The 19111-nt window shown below is 70.0% G+C and carries 18 protein-coding genes and 1 pseudogene; 12 read left to right on the forward strand and 7 right to left on the reverse strand.

From position 1 onward, the window contains the following. Positions 1-6: 6 nt before the first annotated feature. The gene (gene ccsB / locus LRX77_RS06385; protein WP_231832085.1) at positions 7-894 is read left to right on the forward strand and encodes a c-type cytochrome biogenesis protein CcsB; all 888 of its coding nucleotides are present in this window, start codon (positions 7-9) and stop codon (positions 892-894) included. On the opposite strand, the gene LRX77_RS06390 is transcribed toward ccsB, so the two are convergent. Then, positions 891-1904 carry an o-succinylbenzoate synthase gene (locus LRX77_RS06390; protein ID WP_231832086.1) on the reverse strand — a complete coding sequence of 338 codons (1014 nt, stop codon included), beginning with the start codon at positions 1902-1904 and terminating at the stop codon, positions 891-893. The genes ccsB and LRX77_RS06390 overlap by 4 nt on opposite strands. A 172-nt stretch (positions 1905-2076) precedes the next feature. On the opposite strand from LRX77_RS06390, the gene LRX77_RS06395 reads away from it, so the two are divergent. Beyond that, a complete protein-coding gene (locus tag LRX77_RS06395; RefSeq protein ID WP_231832289.1) occupies positions 2077-3603 on the forward strand; it encodes a DHA2 family efflux MFS transporter permease subunit in 1527 nt (508 codons plus the stop codon). Here the strand turns inward: LRX77_RS06395 and LRX77_RS06400 are convergent. Then, positions 3600-4052 carry a hypothetical protein gene (locus tag LRX77_RS06400; protein WP_231832087.1) on the reverse strand — a complete coding sequence of 151 codons (453 nt, stop codon included), beginning with the start codon at positions 4050-4052 and terminating at the stop codon, positions 3600-3602. The two genes, LRX77_RS06395 and LRX77_RS06400, sit on opposite strands and share 4 nt — an antisense overlap. Before the next feature lie 65 nt (positions 4053-4117). Next, positions 4118-5617, reverse strand: a complete 1500-nt coding sequence (locus LRX77_RS06405; protein WP_231832088.1) for a PspC domain-containing protein — start codon at positions 5615-5617, stop codon at positions 4118-4120. Positions 5618-5821: 204 nt separating this feature from the next. Between LRX77_RS06405 and LRX77_RS06410 the strand changes: the two genes are divergently transcribed. Continuing rightward, complete coding sequence (locus tag LRX77_RS06410; protein ID WP_231832089.1) at positions 5822-7147, forward strand: ATP-binding protein; 1326 nt, start codon at positions 5822-5824, stop codon at positions 7145-7147. Next, positions 7144-7812: a response regulator gene (locus LRX77_RS06415; protein WP_231832090.1), complete on the forward strand. Its 669-nt coding sequence runs from the start codon at positions 7144-7146 to the stop codon at positions 7810-7812. The genes LRX77_RS06410 and LRX77_RS06415 overlap by 4 nt, the downstream gene beginning before the upstream one ends. 25 nt (positions 7813-7837) lie before the next feature. On the opposite strand, the gene LRX77_RS10390 is transcribed toward LRX77_RS06415, so the two are convergent. Both LRX77_RS10390 and LRX77_RS10590 read right to left on the reverse strand, forming a co-directional pair. Further along, positions 7838-8383 carry an FAD-dependent oxidoreductase gene (locus LRX77_RS10390; RefSeq protein WP_331716143.1) on the reverse strand — a complete coding sequence of 182 codons (546 nt, stop codon included), beginning with the start codon at positions 8381-8383 and terminating at the stop codon, positions 7838-7840. A 103-nt stretch (positions 8384-8486) separates the two neighbouring features. Continuing rightward, positions 8487-9062 (reverse strand): annotated as a pseudogene (locus tag LRX77_RS10590) (FAD-dependent oxidoreductase); the annotation flags it as partial. 415 nt (positions 9063-9477) lie between these two features. On the opposite strand from LRX77_RS10590, the gene LRX77_RS06425 reads away from it, so the two are divergent. The 3 genes from LRX77_RS06425 to LRX77_RS06435 are packed head-to-tail and all read left to right on the forward strand — an operon-like array spanning position 9478 to position 12648. Continuing rightward, on the forward strand, positions 9478-10344 hold the full coding sequence (locus LRX77_RS06425; protein WP_231832290.1) for a 1,4-dihydroxy-2-naphthoyl-CoA synthase: 867 nt from the start codon (positions 9478-9480) through the stop codon (positions 10342-10344). Beyond that, on the forward strand, positions 10332-11681 hold the full coding sequence (locus tag LRX77_RS06430) for an AMP-binding protein (RefSeq protein WP_231832091.1): 1350 nt from the start codon (positions 10332-10334) through the stop codon (positions 11679-11681). The genes LRX77_RS06425 and LRX77_RS06430 overlap by 13 nt, the downstream gene beginning before the upstream one ends. 58 nt (positions 11682-11739) lie before the next feature. Further along, positions 11740-12648: a 1,4-dihydroxy-2-naphthoate polyprenyltransferase gene (locus LRX77_RS06435; RefSeq protein ID WP_231832092.1), complete on the forward strand. Its 909-nt coding sequence runs from the start codon at positions 11740-11742 to the stop codon at positions 12646-12648. A gap of 11 nt (positions 12649-12659) precedes the next feature. On the opposite strand, the gene LRX77_RS06440 is transcribed toward LRX77_RS06435, so the two are convergent. Continuing rightward, complete coding sequence (locus LRX77_RS06440; RefSeq protein ID WP_231832093.1) at positions 12660-13007, reverse strand: DUF4229 domain-containing protein; 348 nt, start codon at positions 13005-13007, stop codon at positions 12660-12662. A 112-nt stretch (positions 13008-13119) separates the two neighbouring features. Here LRX77_RS06440 and LRX77_RS06445 point away from each other — a divergent pair, with 112 nt between their 5' ends. From LRX77_RS06445 to LRX77_RS06455, 3 genes are read left to right on the forward strand one after another with little or no spacing between them, the layout of a single operon-like run. Then, positions 13120-13557, forward strand: coding sequence for a PLD nuclease N-terminal domain-containing protein (locus LRX77_RS06445; protein ID WP_231832094.1), 438 nt, complete (start codon positions 13120-13122; stop codon positions 13555-13557). Further along, positions 13554-15209, forward strand: coding sequence for a 2-succinyl-5-enolpyruvyl-6-hydroxy-3-cyclohexene-1-carboxylic-acid synthase (menD, locus tag LRX77_RS06450; RefSeq protein ID WP_231832095.1), 1656 nt, complete (start codon positions 13554-13556; stop codon positions 15207-15209). The genes LRX77_RS06445 and menD overlap by 4 nt, the downstream gene beginning before the upstream one ends. Further along, positions 15206-15973, forward strand: a complete 768-nt coding sequence (locus tag LRX77_RS06455; RefSeq protein WP_231832096.1) for an IspD/TarI family cytidylyltransferase — start codon at positions 15206-15208, stop codon at positions 15971-15973. The genes menD and LRX77_RS06455 overlap by 4 nt, the downstream gene beginning before the upstream one ends. A 6-nt stretch (positions 15974-15979) precedes the next feature. Here LRX77_RS06455 and LRX77_RS06460 read toward each other — a convergent pair whose 3' ends face one another. After that, entirely contained in the window at positions 15980-17269 is a 1290-nt protein-coding gene (locus tag LRX77_RS06460) for an isochorismate synthase (protein WP_231832097.1), read from the reverse strand. 92 nt (positions 17270-17361) lie between these two features. Here LRX77_RS06460 and LRX77_RS06465 point away from each other — a divergent pair, with 92 nt between their 5' ends. Both LRX77_RS06465 and LRX77_RS06470 read left to right on the forward strand, forming a co-directional pair. Continuing rightward, positions 17362-18072, forward strand: coding sequence for a demethylmenaquinone methyltransferase (locus LRX77_RS06465; RefSeq protein WP_231832098.1), 711 nt, complete (start codon positions 17362-17364; stop codon positions 18070-18072). After that, positions 18072-19106: a polyprenyl synthetase family protein gene (locus LRX77_RS06470; RefSeq protein WP_231832099.1), complete on the forward strand. Its 1035-nt coding sequence runs from the start codon at positions 18072-18074 to the stop codon at positions 19104-19106. Before LRX77_RS06465 ends, LRX77_RS06470 begins: the two co-directional genes overlap by 1 nt. Positions 19107-19111 lie beyond the last annotated feature (5 nt).

The following is a 19111-nucleotide window of genomic DNA, read 5'->3' on the forward strand; positions in this document are numbered from 1 at the left end:
GCAATCATGGATCTGGCGCAACTCGAGGAATGGTCGATGACCGCGGTCGTCACCGCCGGCATCATCTTCGGCCTCGCATTCATCTTCTACGCGTACGACTTCGCGGTTCGCACGTCGGGGCGGGCGTCAGCGCGCACACGCAAGAGCCTGCGCATCGGCACGTCGCTGTCGTGGCTCGGGTTCGTCGTCATCGTGGCGGCAGTCGTGCTGCGCGGCATCGCGGCCCAGCGCGTGCCCTGGTCGAACATGCACGAGTTCTCGATCACCGCGGTCGCGATCATCGCGGGCGTCTACCTGTTCGTGAACCTCTGGCGCGACGTCAGCTTCACGGGCATGTTCGTCACCGGCTTCTTGGTGCTCGTGCTGCTGCTGGCGACGACGGTCTGGTACACCGCGGTCAAACCGCTGATGCCGGCCCTGGAGTCGGCCTGGATCGTGATCCACGTGCTGGTGGCCATTCTCGCAACGGGCTTCTTCGCCGTGGGTGCCGCGCTGAGCGGGCTGCAGCTGGTGCAGGCGCGCCGTGAGGCCAAGCCGAAGGAGCAGCGCCGCAAGAATGCCTACCTCGACGCGCTGCCGTCGAGCGAGAAGCTCGAGCAGCTCTCGTTCACGGTGATCATCATCGGCTTCGTCCTCTGGACGTTCACACTGATCTTCGGTGCGATCTGGGCGCAGAAGGCCTGGGGTCGCTACTGGGGCTGGGACGTCAAAGAGACCTGGACGCTCATCATCTGGGTGGTCTACGCGGGCTACCTGCACGCCCGTGCGACGCGCGGCTGGCGCGGCACTCGTGCGGCGGTGCTCGCCATCATCGGGTTCGCCTGCGTGCTGTTCAACTTCGGCGTGGTGAACACGCTGTTCAAAGGGCTGCACGCCTATTCCGGGCTCGGCTAGCGATCGCCCTGCGCAGCAGCGAGCTGCGCGTAGCAGTCGGTGATCCGCTCGCGCCACCATCCGGTGCGCGCCGTGCCGGCATCGAGCCGGCGCAGCGCATCCGCATCGACCTCGGGCCGCCCCGGGGCGATCGCGAAGTCGTGCACCAGCGGGCCGGCCACGACATCCTGATCGAAGAACGCGCCGGTGCCGAGCCCGCAGGCGTGCTCGAGGGTCGGCAGCGCGGCCGCCACACGTGCGCCGAAGGCGATGCCGACCGCCGTGTCGAGCGCCGATGAGACGACCGCGGGCAGCCCCGTCTCGCGCACGATGTCGAGCACCCGGCGTGCGCCGCCGAGCGGCTGGGCCTTCACGATGATCAGGTCGGCCGCCCCGAGTGCGGCCACCCGCAGCGGGTCTTCGGCCTTGCGGATGCTCTCATCGGCCGCGATCGGCACGGTGACTGCCGCGTTCGCGAGCATCTCGCGCAGTCGGGCGAGCTCTTCGACAGTGGCGACCGGCTGCTCGGCGTACTCGAGCCCGAAGCGCTCGAGCTGGGTCAGCGCGGCGAAGGCCTCGTCGAGCGACCAGCGGCCGTTGACGTCGATGCGGATGCGCACCTCGTCGCCGACGACCTCGCGTACGGCCCGCAGGCGGGCTCGGTCGTCTTCGAGAGCCTCGCCGCGGGCGGCCACCTTCACTTTGACCGTGTTCAGCCCGGTCAGGTCGCCGAAACGCGCCAAGACCTCTGGCACCTGCGAGGCAGGCACGGCGGGCATCGTGGCGTTGACCGGCACGCTGCGCCGCACCGGCTCGGGCTGCGGCTGCCAGCCGGCGTCGAGTGCGGCGGCCAGCCACGTGCTCGCCTCAGCGGTCTCGTACTCCAGAAACGGTGAGAACTCGACCCAGCCGCCGGGCGCCTCGAAGAGCGCGGCCTCACGCACCGTGACGCCGCGAAACGGCGTGTTCATGGGCAGCGAGACGACTCGCAGCGTCTCAAGCAGCTCGTCGAGCGAAGGCAGTATGCTCATGTGCCCACGTTACTCCACGGGCCTGAGATGATTCGACACGGACGCATCGAAGCGGAGTATGCTCACGTTCGTCGTTCTGCGGCGTGCTCCGACGCGCATCCTGACACCCCCACACCGAGATTCCTGAACGGGAGAACCAGTGAACACCGCACCTTCGTCTGACCAGCACGTCATGACGCCGCCCGAGACCCCGCACGGTCCGTGGCCGGCGCTGTGGGCGCTGATCATCGGCTTCTTCATGATCCTGATCGACACGACCATCGTGTCGGTCGCCAACCCGAGCATTCAGCACGGCCTGGGCATCGATGTCAACGAGGTGATCTGGGTCACCTCGGCGTACCTGCTCGCCTACTCGGTGCCGATGCTGGTGGCCGGTCGTCTCGGCGACCGCTTCGGCCCGAAGCGGGTCTATCTGGTCGGGCTCGTGATCTTCACCCTCGCCTCGCTGTGGTGCGGTCTCGCCGGCTGGCTGCCGGGCAGCGGCTTCGTCAACATCATCGTGGCGCGAACGATTCAGGGTCTTGGCGGGGCGCTCATGACGCCCCAGACGATGGCGGTGGTGCAGCGTGTGTTCCCGCCGCATCGCCGCGGCAGCGCCATGGCGGTCTGGGGGTCGGTCGCCGGCCTGGCCACGCTGGTCGGGCCGCTGCTGGGCGGTCTGCTGGTCGACGGCCTCGGCTGGGAGTGGATCTTCGTCGTCAACGTGCCGATCGGCGTCATCGGCTTCGTGCTGGCCGTCTGGCTGGTGCCCGACCTCGCCTCGCATCGCGAGAGCTTCGACTGGCTCGGCGTCGTGCTCTCGGCGATCGGCGTGTTCCTGCTGGTCTTCGGCATCCAGGAGGGCAACCGCTACGACTGGAACGGCTGGGTCGTGCTGTCGATCATCGGCGGCATGGTCTTCCTGATCGCGTTCGTGCTCTGGCAGCGCGCAGAGCGTGTGGCTCCGCTGGTGCCGCTGAAGCTCTTCCGAGATCGCAACTTCTCGGTCTCGACCACCACGATCACGCTGATCGGTCTGGGCATCACCGCGATGTTCATCCCGTTGATCTACTACTTTCAGATCGTCCGGGGCCTCACACCGACTCAGTCGGCGCTGATGACCCTGCCCGCTTCGGTGCTCGGCATGCTGCTGGCCCCGATCTCGGGGCGGCTGACCGACCGGGTGCACCCGCGCCTGCTCGCGGCGACGGGCACGCTGTGCTCGGCGCTGGGTATGTGGGCCTACCTGCTCGTGGTGCACATCGACACGCCGTGGCTGCTGCTGCTCGTGCCGTCGATGATTCTCGGTCTCGGCAACGCCTTCATGTGGGGGCCGGTCAGCGCCACCGCCACCCGAAACCTGCCGATGAAGCTGGCGGGAGCGGCATCCGGCGTCTTCAACACCGCCCGTCAGCTCGGCGGCGTCATCGGTGCTGCGGCGATCGCCGCCGTCATGACCTCGCGGCTCGATCACTACCTGCCCGGGGCGTCTGAGGCTGCCGGCGCCGGGGGCGCCTCCGGCGCGCTGCCCGATGTCGTGGCGACCGGCTTCACCAGCGCGATGTCCGACTCAATGATCCTGCCGGCGGCGGCTCTGACTCTGGCCGGGCTGATCGCCCTGCTCTACCAGCGCCCGCAGCACTTCGGCGGTCGGGGCACGCCGAGCGTCGAGACCGACGGCAGGCCTGCCGCAGCGGCTGCTGCCCGGCAGGCCGACTAACGTCGATCTGCGCGCTGACTGATCGCGGCCCAGATGCCCCCGATGATCAGCAGCGCGCCGAAGCCGATCAGCACCGAGATGATCGCGATGGTCGGGTCGATCGTGAACGGCAGTGTGAGCGAGGCGACCACGAGCACAGCCGCCACGATGACGATCAGCCCCCAGACGACGGTGCCGATGCGCGGGCCGGGGCGTCCCGGCGCCTGCTCCGGTGTCTGCACCTGAGTCGGTGCGTCGGTGGGCGCAGTGGGCGCACCAGCCTCAGGGGGCGCTCCAGTCTCAGGGGGCGCTCCAGTCTCAGGGGGCGCACCAGCTGCGGCGGATGCCGTGGTCGCGCCGAGCGGCTCGTCCAGCGGCTCGTGCAGCGGCAGAGTGTCGTGCATGTCTTCGGGGTTCGTCTTCGGCCGCTGGTCGGGATCGTGCGGTTCGGGTGTGGTGGGAAGTGACATCGGAATGACCTTTCGAGAAGAGGATCGGGGAGCGGGCTCAGCACGTTCGTGCGGGTGGCCGAGGGTCATCGTGCCGGCTGCAGGCTCATCGTCGAGGCGATCAGATGCGCGTTGACGGTCACGCCCGCAGAATCGTCGGTGTCGCCTGACACGACCCGCCCGTCGCGCACCACGGTGATCGAGCTGAAGCCGAGACCCGAGCGCTGCTCGGGCTCACCGCCGGGCAGCGCGTCTTGGTTCAGCGTGCTGACGGTGGCCGTCGTCACGATGCGGAACGTGCCCGAATCGGGAATCATCAGAGACAGCGTGCCGGCCGTGCTTGAGACGTCGATCGGTGCCGGGGTGTGAGAAGCGTCGTCGAGCGCCCGAAGATCGAGCCGGCCGGTCGAGGCGACCATGGAGAACGACGGAGCCGACGCCTCGTCGACCAGGTCGCTCGGCTGCACACTCCAGTGCGCGTCGCCTGCGACCGTTATGGGTCCGGTGCGCACGACGGTCAGCGGGCTGAGCGTCAGCGTGGCGGCAGCGGCGACTACGGCGAGAAAGCTCAGCACGCCGCCGCGTCGACCCATCAGCCCGAGAACCGTGATCGTGATGCCGAGCACGAGCAGTGCTGCGGCGAATCCGAGTGCGACGGCGGTGAGCGCGCTGATCTCCGAGCTGATCATCGGCGCGAGACCGCCGACCGCCCCACCGACGACGAGCGCGATGCCGAAGCCGATCGAGACGGCCGCGCTGCCCGGCCGGCTGCGTTCATGTGCGAGACGTGCGCGTTCCGCTGCCGCCTGACCCTGCATCCGCGCCTGCTCGGCCTGCTGCCGCCCGCGTGCTCGGGCCTCTTCGTGCGCTGCTCTCGCCTGCGCACGACCTTGGGCGTTCGCGGCGGCGAACGCGGCCTTCGACTGCTGTGCGGCGTCAGAGAAAGCGTCACGGGTCTGCTGCGCAGCGTCGTCGTATGCGGTGGGCTGAGGGCCGCCGCCCGACCGGGTCGCGCGCCGGATCAGCCAGACCACCAGCCAGATCAGCGCGGCGGTGACGGCGATCGTCCAGATCACGCGCAGGGCGATGGCGAGGCCCGACAGGTGCAGCACATCGTCATCCCAGAACCAGCCGATGCCGAACCCGTGACCGCCGATCGGGGTGAGCAGCAGCAGCACGACGGCGCCGAGACCCACCCACACCCCGGTGCTCGCGCGGCCCTGCAGTGCCTCTTCGAGATGGATGCGACCGTCGGCCGCTGGCAGCAGCAGCCAGGCCGCCAGGTAGGTGAGCACGCCGATGCCGCCGACGAAGAACAGTGCGACGGCGATGCCGCGTACGATCAGCGGGTCGATGCCCAAGCGATGCGCGATGCCGGAGCACACGCCCGCGAACCATCGGTCTTCGCCACGGGTCACCCCGAGGCCGCGCAGCCAGGGGAAGAAGCCGGTCTGCCGGCTCTGGTCGCCGCGGTCGGTCTGCGCACCGTGGTCGGTCTGGGCTCCATGGCCTGTCTGGGCGTTGTCGCCGGAGTGGCCGGCGTCGGCAGGGCCGTCGGGCGCTGGAGGTGTGGGGTGAGCGTTCATGTTCACCAGTGTGCGTGCCGAGCCGGGGCCGCCGCTATCAGGGATCACCCTGATTTCTACTCAGGGCACTCTCCCCTGCGGGGGATTGTGCTTTGCCGCCACGGATCGCTCCCCGCCGCCACGGATCGCTCCGAAACGGCCGTTGACGAGCCATCGCGGCAGAGAACGAGCGATCCCCGCAGGCGTCCGTGGTTGGATGGAGGCATGAGCCCACCCGTCTCGCAGCGCCGGATGCTGCGCACGCGCCCGCGTGTGCTCGGCGGCGTGTGCGCGGGGCTCGCGGAGCATCTGCACGTCTCGGTGCAGGCTGTGCGCATCGGCATGGTGGTCGCGGCCCTCTTCGGCGGCGCCGGCATCGTGCTCTATTTCTGGCTGTGGCTGCTGGTGCCGGATGCCGACGACCCGGCACGTCAGCCACCCGCCGCCTCGGTCGCGGGCAGCATCCTGCAGCGACCCGGCGATGCAGCTCGGACAACGTCGGATCCGGCATCTTCCACCAGCCGTCGTTTCAACCCGGCCGTGCCGCTGCTGATCGGCGGCGGGCTGCTCGCGCTCGCCATCGCCGTGGCGACCGGCAGCGTGCCGCTGCAGATTCTGATTCCCGCCGCGATCGCCGTCGTGGGGCTGGTGCTGGCCTGGCGGCGGCTCATCAGCGACGGCGCAGCCGGAACGCGGGAGGTGACCTGGCAGGTCATCGGCGGCGCGGCGCTCGTCGTGGTCGGTGTGATCCTGCTCGTGCTGCCGGGCGGCGAGGGGCGACCCACCGGCGTGCTGGGCGGCGCGCTCGCGGTGCTGGCAGGTGCCGGCGTCGCACTGGCGCCGTGGGTCGTCAAAGTGATGCGCACCCTGGCCAACGAGCGGGCGGAGCGTGCTCGGGCGAACGAGCGAGCCGACATCGCCGCGCATCTGCATGACTCGGTGCTGCAGTCGCTGGCGCTGATCCGGCAAAAGTCTGCCCCGGACAGCGACGTCGCACGCATCGCCCGACGCCAGGAACGCGAACTGCGCGACTGGCTGTTCGTGCGCGACACCGGGCTTACAGACGAGGAGCGCGCCGAACCGAGCGACGTCGGCGCACGGCTGCGCGCGATCGCAGAGCGGCTGGACGAGGAGCACGGCTGCACCTTCGACGTGGTGACGATCGGGGATGTCGTGGTCACCCGGGCGCTGCGCGGGAGCGGCGGTGCCGACGCCCTGGTGGCAGCCGCAAACGAGGCGATGACGAATGCCGCCCGGCACGCCGGCGGGCGCATCTCGGTGCTGGTCGAGGGCGGCGTCGACGCGAGTGCGGCGGCTGCGGATGCGATGCCACGTCGCCGGCTGAGCGTGACGGTGACCGATCGCGGCCCGGGGGTCGATCTCGGTGCGATTCCCGATGACCGACATGGCATCCGCTCGTCGATCATCGCGCGCATGCGGCGGTCTGGCGGGCAGGCGCGCATCACCGCAGGCCCGGGCGGTCACGGTACGCGCGTGGTGCTCACCCTCGACGAGCAGGACGCGATGACGACGGAGCGGGGCGGCAGATGAACGAGACGGACGAAGCACGTATCAGCGTCGTGCTGGTCGAAGACCACTCGATCTTTCGGGCGGGGCTGCGCGAGTCGCTCGCCGACGACCTGGCAGTGGTCGGCGAGGCTCCCGACGTCGACGCCGCCATACGGGTGATCGGTGAGACCCAGCCACAGATCGTGCTGCTCGACGTGCATCTGCCCGGTGGTCAGGGCGGTGGCGGAGCAGAGGTGATCGAGCGCTCGCAGCGTTCGGCGCCGAACACGCGCTTTCTCGCGCTGAGTGTCTCGGACTCGGCCGAAGACGTCGTGCGAGTGATTCGCGCCGGTGCTCGCGGCTACATCACGAAGAGCTCCTCGGACGAAGAGGTCTCTGATGCGGTACGGCGGGTGGCCGACGACGACGCGGTCTTCTCGCCGCACCTCGCCGGGTTCGTGCTCGACGCGTTCGGAGCGGCCAGCGGAGAGACCGCGCAGGCCGACGACGAACTCGACCGGCTCACCCGGCGCGAGCAGCAGGTGCTGCGCCTGATCGCACAGGGCTACACCTACAGAGAGATCGCGGCCGACCTCTTCATCTCGGTCAAGACCGTCGAGACGCATGTCTCATCGGTGCTGCGCAAGCTGCAGATGTCGTCGCGGCACGAGCTGACCGCGTGGGCGCTCGCCCGCCGGCTGCTCTGACCGAGCGCGACCGGCGGCATGCGGTTCAGCCCACGGGGTCGGCGTGATGCGCCAGTGTAAACTCCGCATCCTGCCACGGGCTCGCACCGGTGAGTGCCAGATCGGCGAGGGCCTGACCCCAGACGGGAGCGAACTTGAAGCCGTTGCCCGACATGCCGGCGGCGATCGAGATCCGTCCCTCGCCGATGGTGTCGATGATCGGCCGGCTGTCAGGGCTCTGAGAGTCGGGGTGCACCGACCACCGGACGGGCTCGGGGTCGAGACCGGGGAAGATGCGCTGCGCCTGAGTGCCGAGCCAGCGCAGCTGCTCTCGCGGGAGAGTCATCGGGCGACGGGCCGGATTGGCCACCGTCGGCAGGTGCGGGCTGACCTTCACGCTGAAGCCGTCGATGCTCGGCGCGCCGAAGGCGTGCATGTCGCCGAAGTCGCGCATGAACCCCGGCAGCCTCGCGGGCAGAAAGGCCGAGATGTCGGCGGGCATGAACCAGGCCAGGGCAAAGTTCGCGACCGTCAGCATCCGGCTCAGGCCCGGCACCAGACGAGCCGTCCACGGGCCGGCCGTCACGATCACGTGACCGGCTTCGACCGCGCCGGCAGAGGTCTCGATGCGAACCCCCGGTGCCCGTCTGACTCAGCGAGGTCACGACGGTGTTGTACAGCACCTCGGCGCCGTCGGCCTGGGCCTGTCGTGAGGCCGCGAAGACCGCGCTCTCCGGGCGCACGACGCCGGCCAGCTCGTCGAGGAAGCCCTCGTCGCCGTGGTCGACTGCGAACTGAGGGTACTGGCGTCGCAGGTCGTCGGCGTCGAAGTGTCGATGGGGCAGGTCGAACTCCTCGGCGGCGCTCAAGGCCGTGTGAAGATCCGGGTGCCCGCTGGGAGCGATGTGGATGGCACCGGCCGGAATGAGGAGATCGCGAGCTGCGAGTCGCCCGAGCTCTAGCCAGCGGGTGCGCGCTTCGAGCAGCGCCAGGGTGAGATGACGTCCCTCTTTGGCGGCGACGCGGAACAGTCGGGACTCTCCGGTGAAGGCGCCGTGGGTGTGCACCGTGCCGTACTGCTCGATGCCGAGCACGCGCAGCGTGCTCGCGGATCGCCGTCGTGCAGTGGAGAGCGCCCAGAGCGCCATGGAGCCGATCGTGCCGACGCCGACCACGGCGACGTCGACGACTCTGGCAGCTGGTGTGGTGTGCTTGCTCATCCGGGTGCCGGCCTTTCGCCGAGGTTCGGCACGCTGCCGTCTCCGCTCCATCGCCGGGTCGGCTGCAACGGCACATGAAGGGCAGACAACGCCATTGTGAACCTCTTCTGCCGAACGGGACGTGAAGCCGTGTTGCTCGAACCTGCACGGAATAAGAACCCACCATTGTTATACGAACGTATTGTTTCGGCGTTCTTCCAAGCATGTTTCCACTGGGAAACACGGCTGTCCGCCGGCCGGGACGCCGCATCCGGGTGACTCGGCGCAGTGACGACGCCGAGCCGGTCGCGGGAGCCCTCGCCGCTCTGCGCGGGGTGGTGCGCGGTGCAGCTCGGCCAGACCGACCGCTAGAATCGGCGTCGTGAACGACGCGACCAACTCGACCCCGGCATCCACCCCAGAACACGCAGCAGAGCATGCGACGGCAGCGGTCTCTGAGACCTTCGACACGACGCAGTGGCGCGCCGTGCCGGGCTTCGACGGGCTCACCGACGTCACCTACCATCACGACACGAGCGGGCGCATCGCCCGCGTGGCCATCGACCGGCCCGAGGTGCGCAACGCCTTTCGCCCGCGCACGGTCGACGAGCTCTACCAGGCCCTCGACGACGCCCGGCAGAACCCGCGCATCGGCGTGGTGCTGCTGACCGGCAACGGTCCCAGCCCCCGAGACGGCGGGTGGGCGTTCTCATCGGGAGGCGACCAGCGCATCCGCGGCCGCGACGGCTACAAGTACTCCGATGACGAGACGCACGTCGACGCCGCAGACCAGGCGCGCTCGGGCCGCCTGCACATTCTCGAGGTGCAGCGGCTCATTCGCTTCATGCCGAAGGTCGTGATCGCGGTCGTCGGCGGCTGGGCGGCCGGCGGCGGTCACTCGCTGCACGTGGTCTGCGACCTCACCATCGCGAGCCGTCAGCACGCCCGCTTCATGCAGACCGACGCCAACGTGGGCTCGTTCGACGCCGGCTACGGGTCGGCGCTGCTGGCCCGGCAGGTGGGGCAGAAGAACGCCCGCAGCATCTTCTTCCTGGCCGAGGAGTACGACGCCCAGCGCGCCTACGAGATGGGCGCCGTGAACACCGTGGTCGACCATGAGCAGATCGAGGTCGAGGCGCTGCGCCAGGCGCGGGTGATCCTCACGAAGTCGCCGACCGCCATCCGCATGCTGAAGTTCGCGTTCAACGCCGCAGACGACGGCATGGTCGGTCAGCAGATCTTCGCCGGCGAGGCCACCCGGCTGGCCTACGGCACCGACGAGGCGGTCGAGGGCCGCGACTCGTTCCTGCAGAAGCGCGACCCCGACTGGAGCCCGTTCCCGTGGCAGTTCTGACGCCGATCGCTGCGGCGCCGGCGCCGGGCTCGGCGCGGCCGCTGGTCGTGGTCGACGCCGATCCGATGTCGCTGTTCGCCGCGCTGCCCGACGCGCTGGCCGGTCACGGGCCGGCGCTGCTGCCGGTGAGCGCTGAGACGGCGGATGCCGAGCGTGCGTTCGTCGAGCAGGCCGGCGGTCTCGAGGGAATGGAGGTCGCGGTCGACTCCGACGTCGCCGTCGTCATTCGCACCTCGGGGTCGACGGGGCGCCCCAAGCGGGTCGGTCTCTCGGCGCGGGCCCTGGTGTCGAGCGCGCAGGGCACGAATGAGATTCTCGGAGCCGGGCACTGGCTGCTCGCTCTGCCGGCGCACTACATCGCCGGGCTGCAGGTGCTGGTGCGCTCGTTGGCGGCAGGCACGACTCCGGTCGTCGCGCATCACCTGCGCAGCGATGCCGTCGACCGGCACTTCGCGCCCGCGGCGTTCGTCGCGGCGACGAACGAGCTGGCGGCGCAGGCCATCGACGGCGCGCAGGCGGGCGCGCCCACAGCATCCCCCGCTCGTCTGCTCACCGCGCTGGTGCCCGCGCAGCTGCACGTGCTGCTCGAAGACGCCGTCGCGCACCCCGAGACCCTCGCCGCCCTGCGTCGCTACGCGCACATCATGATCGGCGGTCAGCGCCCGGCGCCCGGTCTGCTGCAGGCGGCCCGAGACGCCGGCGTCGATGTGGTGACCACGTACGGCAGCTCTGAGACGGCCGGCGGCTGCGTCTACACGCTCGCCGACGGTTCGCAGCGGCGGGTGGGTGACACTACACTGGCAGTCAGAGACGGCAGCGTGTACGTCTCGGGGTCTGTGCTCGCCAGCGGCTACGTCGCAGATCCTGAGCGCACTGCACAGACGTTCGTCGAGCACGGCGGCAGCCGGTGGCTGACCACCGGTGACCTCGGCGACCTGACCAAGGGAGTGTTGACCGTGACCGGACGCGACGATCAGACCATCATCACGGGTGGAGTCAAACTCGACCTCAACGAGGTGCACGACGTGCTGCACAGCCTGCCGGGTCTGGTCGAGGCCGTGGCCGTTCCCTTCGACGACGAGAAGTGGGGCACCCGCTTCGCCGTCTACGCCGACGGGCGCAATCGAGTCAAGCGCATGACGCGTGAAGAGCTCAACAGCGTGCTGCGCGAGCGCCTCGGGCGTCACGCCGGCGCGGCCGCCATCACGTACTTTCCCTTCGGCCTGCCGCGGCTCTCCAGCGGCAAGGTCGATCTGCACTCGCTGCACGACACTGCCGAGGCGCTGGCGGGCTCGGCGCTCGCTGCGCAGCGTCCCGCACCCAAAGACTCCATCTGACCGAGACGACCGGTCGTCTCACGACTGTGACGACCTGACAAGAAAGATCCCCCGCTGCATGAACTTTCAGGATCCCTCTGGTTCCCTGACCCGCCGAGCCACCTTCGGCGACTGGCTCGAAGGCGCACGTCTGCGCACCCTGCCTCTGGCGATCGCCCCGGTCGTCGCGGGCTCCGGCGTGGCCGGTCACGACGGCCGCTTCAATCTGCTCTTCGCGGTGCTGGCACTCGCGGTGGCGCTGCTGCTGCAGATCGGGGTGAACTACGCCAACGACTACTCCGACGGCATCCGCGGCACCGATGAGCAGCGCGTCGGCCCTGCCCGTCTCACCGGCGGCAAGCTGGCGAAGCCCCCGGTGGTCAAGGCTGTGGCCTTCGTCTGCTTCGGGCTGGCGGCCGTGCTCGGCCTGTGGCTGTCGTTCGCCTCGGGCTTCTGGTGGTTTCCGATCATCGGCCTCGTGGCCATCGTCGCGGCCTGGTTCTACACCGGGGGCTCGCACCCCTATGGCTACGCAGGGCTCGGCGAGGTCGCCGTCTTCGTCTTCTTCGGGCTGGTCGCCACGATGGGCACCGAGGTAGTGCAGACCGGCGCACCCAGCTGGGTCGGCTTCTGGGCCGCTGTGGCCATGGGGCTGTTCTCGTGCGCGGTGCTGATGATCAACAACATCCGTGACATCGAGACCGACCGCGTGGCCGGCAAACGCACGCTCGCGGCGCGTCTCGGGCGTCGCAACGCGAACATCGCGTACCTGCTGATGTGCGGGCTGCCCTTCGTCATCGCGGCGTTCGCCCTGCATCCGGATGCGTCACTCGGCTGGATCTCGCTGGTCGCGGTCGTGCCGGTCGCCTTCGCCGTGGTGCGCGGGCTGCACCCGCGATCGCCGCGAGACCAGATCGCCGCGCTCAAATTCACCAGCCTCGGGGCGCTGGCCTTCGCGGTGCTGCTCGCCGTCGGCCTGCAGCTCTGACGCGCTGACGCTCAGGCGTCGGGCTTCGCCGCGTCGTCTGACTTCGCCGCGTCGCCCGCAGTGCCGTCCGCCTGCCGCTCGGCCTCGTCGAGCTCGGCGTCTTCGATGTCGTCGGCGACTCGGCCGAGACGCCGCTTCGCCCGCACCTCTTCGGGGTGCGCCCTGCGGCGGGCGAGCTCGTCGCCGAAGGCCTGGCGCTGCCTGCCGAGCGCGAGGTACGAGACCAACAGCCCGACGACGACGGCGATCAGCGCGGCGACGAACGGGTTGAACCCCAGAAGCAGCAGAACGATGAGCGCGACGAGCACGACGCCGACGCGCAGCAGAGTGTAGACGAGCCAGGCGGGAAGCTTTTTCACGCCCCCGAGTCTAGAGGCTCCGCTCATGACGAGCCTGTGCGCGCACACTGCGAGGCGCGCGGTCAGATCGTCGCCCAGCTCGCTGACAGTGGTCTCGCGTACGATAGAGCGCATGGTACGCATCGGAATCGTCGTCGCTCTCATGGCTCTCGCCGCCATGGTGGTGGCGTTCATCGATGCCGCTCTGACACCCCGCGGCACCACCGGCGTGATGCCGAAATGGGTGTGGCTGATCGTGATCGTGCTGCTGCCGATCGTCGGCGCGGTGCTCTGGTGGTACGCGGGTCGTCCGCGCACCACCGTGACCGCTGACGGCTCGGCGGCTTCCGCGCAGCCGGGGCAGCCGATCGGCGGCGTTGGGTCGCGGCCCGACGTCGGCGGCGTGCGCCCGAGCATCGAGCTGCCCGACGACAGTGCGATGCACGGCATGACGGCCGACGAACGCATCACCTGGCTCGAGCAGCAGCTGGCCGATCTCGAAGACGAGAACGATCGGCCCAGTGACGAGGGGCCGAGTGGCGAGGGCAAGACCGCGAAAGACGATCAGTGACCGCCGCCGTGGCGGCATCCAGCGAATTCGCAATGGCCCTGCTGCTGGCGTTCGTCGAGCGCGGCGTCGAGCACGTCGTCGTGAGCCCGGGGTCGCGGTCGCAGGCGCTCGCGCTCGCCGCCGCCGAGCTCGAGACCGCCGGTTCGATCAGTCTGCATGTGCGCATCGACGAACGTGATGCGGCGTTTCTGGCGCTTGGCATCGGCATGGCCACACGCCGCCCGGCCATCGTGATCACGACCTCGGGCAGCGCGGTCGGCAATCTGGTGCCGGCTGCGATGGAGGCCGCGCGGGCGCAGGTGCCGATGCTGCTGCTCACCGCCGACCGGCCGGCCGAGCTGCGCGGCACCGGGGCCAATCAGACCACCAGACAGGCGCACATCCTCGGCGACCTCGCGACGCTCGATCACGACCTGGCAGAGACCGACTACGCACCTGATCCCGTGGGGCTCGCGGTGCGGCTCGCGACAGAAGTGCTGCCCGACCCCGAGCTCAACCGTCCCGGCGTCGACGCCGAACACGTGTCGCTCAGCGGGCCCATGCAGCTGAACGTGCAGTTCGACGAGCCGCTCTCGGGGCGGCACACCGAGACGAGCGCACTGCAGGCGCTGGTGCGCAGGCGCATCGATGCCGAGCGACCACGGCATCCGCTGCTGAACGCGACGCGCAGAGAGACGGTGAGCGTGCCCGCCAGCGACGCCGTGCTGGTGGCCGGGCTGGGCGCCGACCTCGATCTCGTGCGCGCCGCGCATGCGGCAGGGGCACCGGTCATCGCCGAGATCACGTCTGGCGCACGGCAGTGGCACAGCGTCGACGAGTACCGAGACTGGCTCGAACAGGGAGCCGACGGCGCGCGCACGATGGTGGTCACGGGGCTGCCGTCGCTCTCGCGGCAGGTGTGGCACTTCGCCGAACGCGACGACGTGCAGGTGATCGCGGTGGCTCCGGCCGGGCGTGAGCACTTCTCGCCCGGGCACCGGGCGCGTCGCGTCGATCTGCTGCGATTCGATGCGGCTGCGCAGGGCGGCGATCGGCCGGCCGGTGTCGCAGCAGATGTCATCGAGGCACCCGCCGTCGCCGGTGTCGCAGCGCCGATCTGCGCGAGTCTCACCCGCGAGGCGGTGGTCGACGCGGTCTGGCGGCACAGTCGCCGCGGCGCCTCGGGCGCTGATGCGATCTATCTCGCCTCGTCGCACATGGTGCGCGTGGCCGACGAACGCGTGGGTGCAAGCGACGTTCCCGTGTTCGGGCATCGCGGGCTCGCCGGCATCGACGGCACCGTCTCTGCCGCCTCAGGGGTCGCCGACGCACGACGCACGGCTGGCACCGGCGGCCTCACCCGCCTGATCATCGGCGATCTCGCCTTCGCGCACGACGTCGGCGGCCTGCTGCGCCCGGAGTGCGAGACGGCACCGCCGCTGCAGATCATCGTGGTCAACGATCACGGCGGCAGCATCTTCGCCGGCCTCGAGGTCGCGACCGCCGACCCGGCGCTCTACGAACGGGTCGTGCGCACGCCGCAGCCCCTGCGCGTGCGCGAGACCGCAGCGGCCTACGGGTGGGGTTACCGCCAGGCACGCGACGCCGCCGAGCTCGACCGCCTGGTCGCCGCCGGCGAGCCGGGCATCGTCGAGGTCGTGATCGCCGCATGACCGCGGCCCCCGAACCCGATGTGGTGCGCGTCGGGGTGCTGCTCGCCGGGGGAGTGGGCGCTCGCGTGGGTGCCGGCCTGCCCAAGCAGCTGGCCGAGGTCGCCGGTCGGCCGCTCATCGAGCACACCATCGAGGCGTTCGAGCGCAGCGGGCTGTTCGACGAGCTGCTCGTCGTGATGCACCCCGATCATGTGGATGCGGTGCGCGCGCTGGTCGGCGACGACGGGTCGGGCGGTCGCCGGCATCCGCTGGTGCAGGCGGTGATCCCGGGCGGCGCCGAGCGCAGCGACTCCTCACGTCTCGCGGCCGAGCATCTGGCCGGCCGGCTGCCCGAGAGCACTCGCGTCTTTCTGCACGACGCCGCACGCCCCTTCGTGAGCCCCGACGTGCTCAGACGGGTCGATGCCGGCCTCGATCGGGCGCATGCCGTGGTCACCGCGGTGCCGAGCGCCGACACTGTGATCGAGGTGCGCGACGAGACGATCGGCGGGCGCCCTTCAGAGGTGCTGGCGGTGACGCCGGTGCGGTCGCGCATGCGCCTGGTGCAGACTCCGCAGGCGTTTCGTCTCGGGGTGATCGTCGATGCGCATCGACGTGTGCGGCATGATCCGGCGTTCGCCCCCACCGACGACGGCTCGGTGGTGCGGCACGGCCGGCCTGACGTCGCGGTGCTGGTCGTCGCCGGCGATGCGGCGAACGGCAAGATCACCACGGCGGCCGACCTGGCCGAGGCGCGTCGCCGTCTCGCCGCTCAAAAGGCCTGAACCCGCTCAGCCCGCGAGGGCCTGCCGAATCGGCTGCAGCTTGGCGCTGGTCTCGTCGAACTCCTGTTCAGGCACCGACCCGGCCACGATGCCGCCGCCCGCCCAGGCCGTGATCGTCGAGCCGATGCGCTGTGCCGAGCGCAGCCCGATGGCCCATTCGCCGTCGCCGCTCGCATCGATCCAGCCGACCGGGCCGGCATAGCGTCCTCGGTTCGCGCCCTCGATCGAGCCGATCGCCTGCAGCGAGGTCTCACGTGGAACGCCGGCCACCGCAGCCGTCGGATGCACCGCGGCCACCAGGGCCAGCACGTCTGCGCCGTCGGCGAGCTCGGCGTCGACGTCGGTTGCCAGATGCAGCACGTTGGGCAGCTCCAAGATGCCGGGGCCGTCGGTCTGAAGGCCGCGCACGTGCGGCGCCAGGGCGTCGAGCAGGCTCTGCGCGGCGAGCGCGTGCTCGTGCTGATCCTTGGCAGAGGTCAGCAGGTCGTGGCCGAGGTCGTCGACGGCGGAGCCCGCGCCACGCGGCCGAGTGCCGGCGAGCACGCGAGCGTGCACCTGCCCGTGGTGGGCTTCGACGAGCGTCTCGGGGCTGGCGCCGAAGAACCCGTCGACGCAGAAGTTCCAGCACGAGGGATAGACGCTCTCGAGTCGCTGCAGCACGGTCGACAGGTCGAATCCCGCCGGCAGGCTCGCCTGCTCTGACCGAGCGACGACCACCTTCTGCAGCGTGCCGCGGTCGATCAGATCGAGCGCCCGCCGAACCGCGGCGACGTGCTGCTCGCGTGCGTCGGCGTCGGCGTGGAGCGTCGCGACCGAGTCGGCGGCGAGGGCCGTGGCGCGGCGTGCACGTCGGCCGGCGGATGCGGCCAGCAGCTGGTCGACCTCGGCTCTGATGCGATCGGGGTCGAGCTGGTCGTCGACGGACGACCCGGCACTTGAGTCGACCACCCGGGTGGCCCACGTGCACCCGCCTCGCCGGGTGATCAGCAGACTCGGCACCACCAGCACGCTGGGCACGGCCGCAGAGTCGTCGAAGGCGAGCGCTCCGAAGGCGACCAGGCCGGTTCCGGGCTCCGCTGCGGCGCCCAGCTGGCGGGCCGAGTCGGCCACCGACATCCAGACGCGACGGGCCTGATCGAAGCGATCCGGGCCCGAGAACGTGAGGGTCAGCGCGCGGCCGACGCCCAGCATCCCCTCGCCGTCTCGCCACCAGAGCAGCGGGTCTGCGGAGTCGAGCAGAGGGAAGGGAGTGCCGAATGCGTGCACCTGGACCGTGCGGGTGGTGAGTTGAAGCACGTGCAAGATCCTAGCCCGGGACCGTCCGCTGTTGGCGATCTGGCGAGTCGCCGTCGTGCCCTGCTCGGTGAAAGTCAGTACACTGGGGCGTTGTGACGAGCGCAGATCTCAGCAAACGACCCGAAGAGGTCTCGGCGATGTTCGACCAGGTCGCGCCGGGCTATGACCGCACCAACACGGTGATGACTTTCGGGCAGGTCGGGCAGTGGCGACAGGCCACGACGCGTGCCGTCGCCCCACGGCCGGGAGAACGCGTTCTCGACCTCGCGGCCGGCACCGGCACATCGAGCGTGCCGTTCCATCAGGCGGGCGCCGACGTGGTCTCGGCAGACTTCTCAGAGGGCATGCTCGCCGAGGGGCGCCGTCGCTATCCGTTCCTGACCTTCGAATGGGCCGATGCCACGGCGCTGCCCTTCGACGACGACAGCTTCGACGCGGTGACCATCTCGTACGGGCTGCGCAACGTGGTCGACATGGACACAGCGATGAGCGAGGCGCTGCGCGTGCTGAAGCCGGGCGGCCGATACGTCATCTGCGAGTTCTCGACGCCGACCTGGCGCCCGTTCGCCACGGTCTACGACTGGTGGCTCGGCAACGTCCTGCCCCGGCTGGCGCAGCTGGCCAGCACCAATGACGCCGCCTACCCCTATCTCAGCGAGTCGATCGAGGCGTGGCCCGATCAGCGTTCGCTCGCCCGGCATCTGCGCGCAGCCGGGTTCGAGCATGTGCAGTGGCGCAATCTCAGCGGCGGCATCGTGGCCCTGCATCGTGCATGGAAGCCGGCGGCGAAGGACGAAGACTGATGGAACGCGGCAAGGACACCACCCGGCTGGTCAGCGGCCCGAAGCGCTTCTTCCTGCGTTCTGAGGATCGCCAGCTGGTCGGTCGCATGGAGCAGGGGCTCGAAGACGTCGAACGGCGCATCGTGAAAGAGTCGACCTCAGCCGACTCCGTGACCAATGCGGCCACTCGATATCTGGTCGAGGCAGGTGGCAAGCGCGTGCGCCCGCTGCTCGCGCTGCTCGCCTCCGAACTCGGCGAGGGCGTGAACGACGGGGTGCTCGAAGCGGCGACCGGGGTCGAGCTCACGCACGTGGCGAGCCTGTACCACGACGACGTCATGGACGAGGCCGACACCCGTCGCTCGGTCACCAGCGCGCATCGCATCTGGGGCAACAACGCCGCCATCCTCGCCGGTGACATCCTGTTCGCACGCGCGTCGATGATCGTCAGCGAGCTGGGCCAACAGGCGATCCTGATCCAGGCGCGCACCTTCGAGCGCCTCTGCCTGGGGCAGCTGCACGAGACGCTCGGCCCGGACGAGGGCGCCGATCCGATCGAGCACTACCTGCAGGTGCTCGCCGACAAGACCGGGTCGCTGATCGCCGCGGCAGGCGAGCTCGGGGTGCTGCTCGGTGGTGCGCCAGACGAGTACCGCATCGCGGTGCGTCGCTTCGGCGAGTGCATCGGCGTGGCCTTCCAGCTCGTCGACGACGTGATCGACCTGCGCAGCACGAGCGACGAGCTCGGCAAGACGCCGGGCACCGATCTGCGAGAAGGCGTGCCGACACTGCCGTGGCTGCTGCTGCAGCGACAGGCCGAGACCGATCCGCAGGCCGAGGCCGTGCGAGACGAGGTGCAGCGCCTGCTCGCCTCCGACGACACGCTCGGCCAGGCCCTCGCGACGCTCGCCTCGCATCCGGTCACCGACGAGGCGCTCGCGCAGGCGAAGGCCTGGGCGAAAGACGCGACCGACGCACTCGAGGCGCTGCCCGCCGGCCACGTGCGCGACCTGTTCGTGCGGCTGGCCGACTACATCGTTAGCCGAAGTCACTGAAATCG

It is taken from the genome of Pseudoclavibacter sp. 13-3, from assembly GCF_021168475.1.
Taxonomy (GTDB): Bacteria; Actinomycetota; Actinomycetes; order Actinomycetales; family Microbacteriaceae; genus Pseudoclavibacter_A.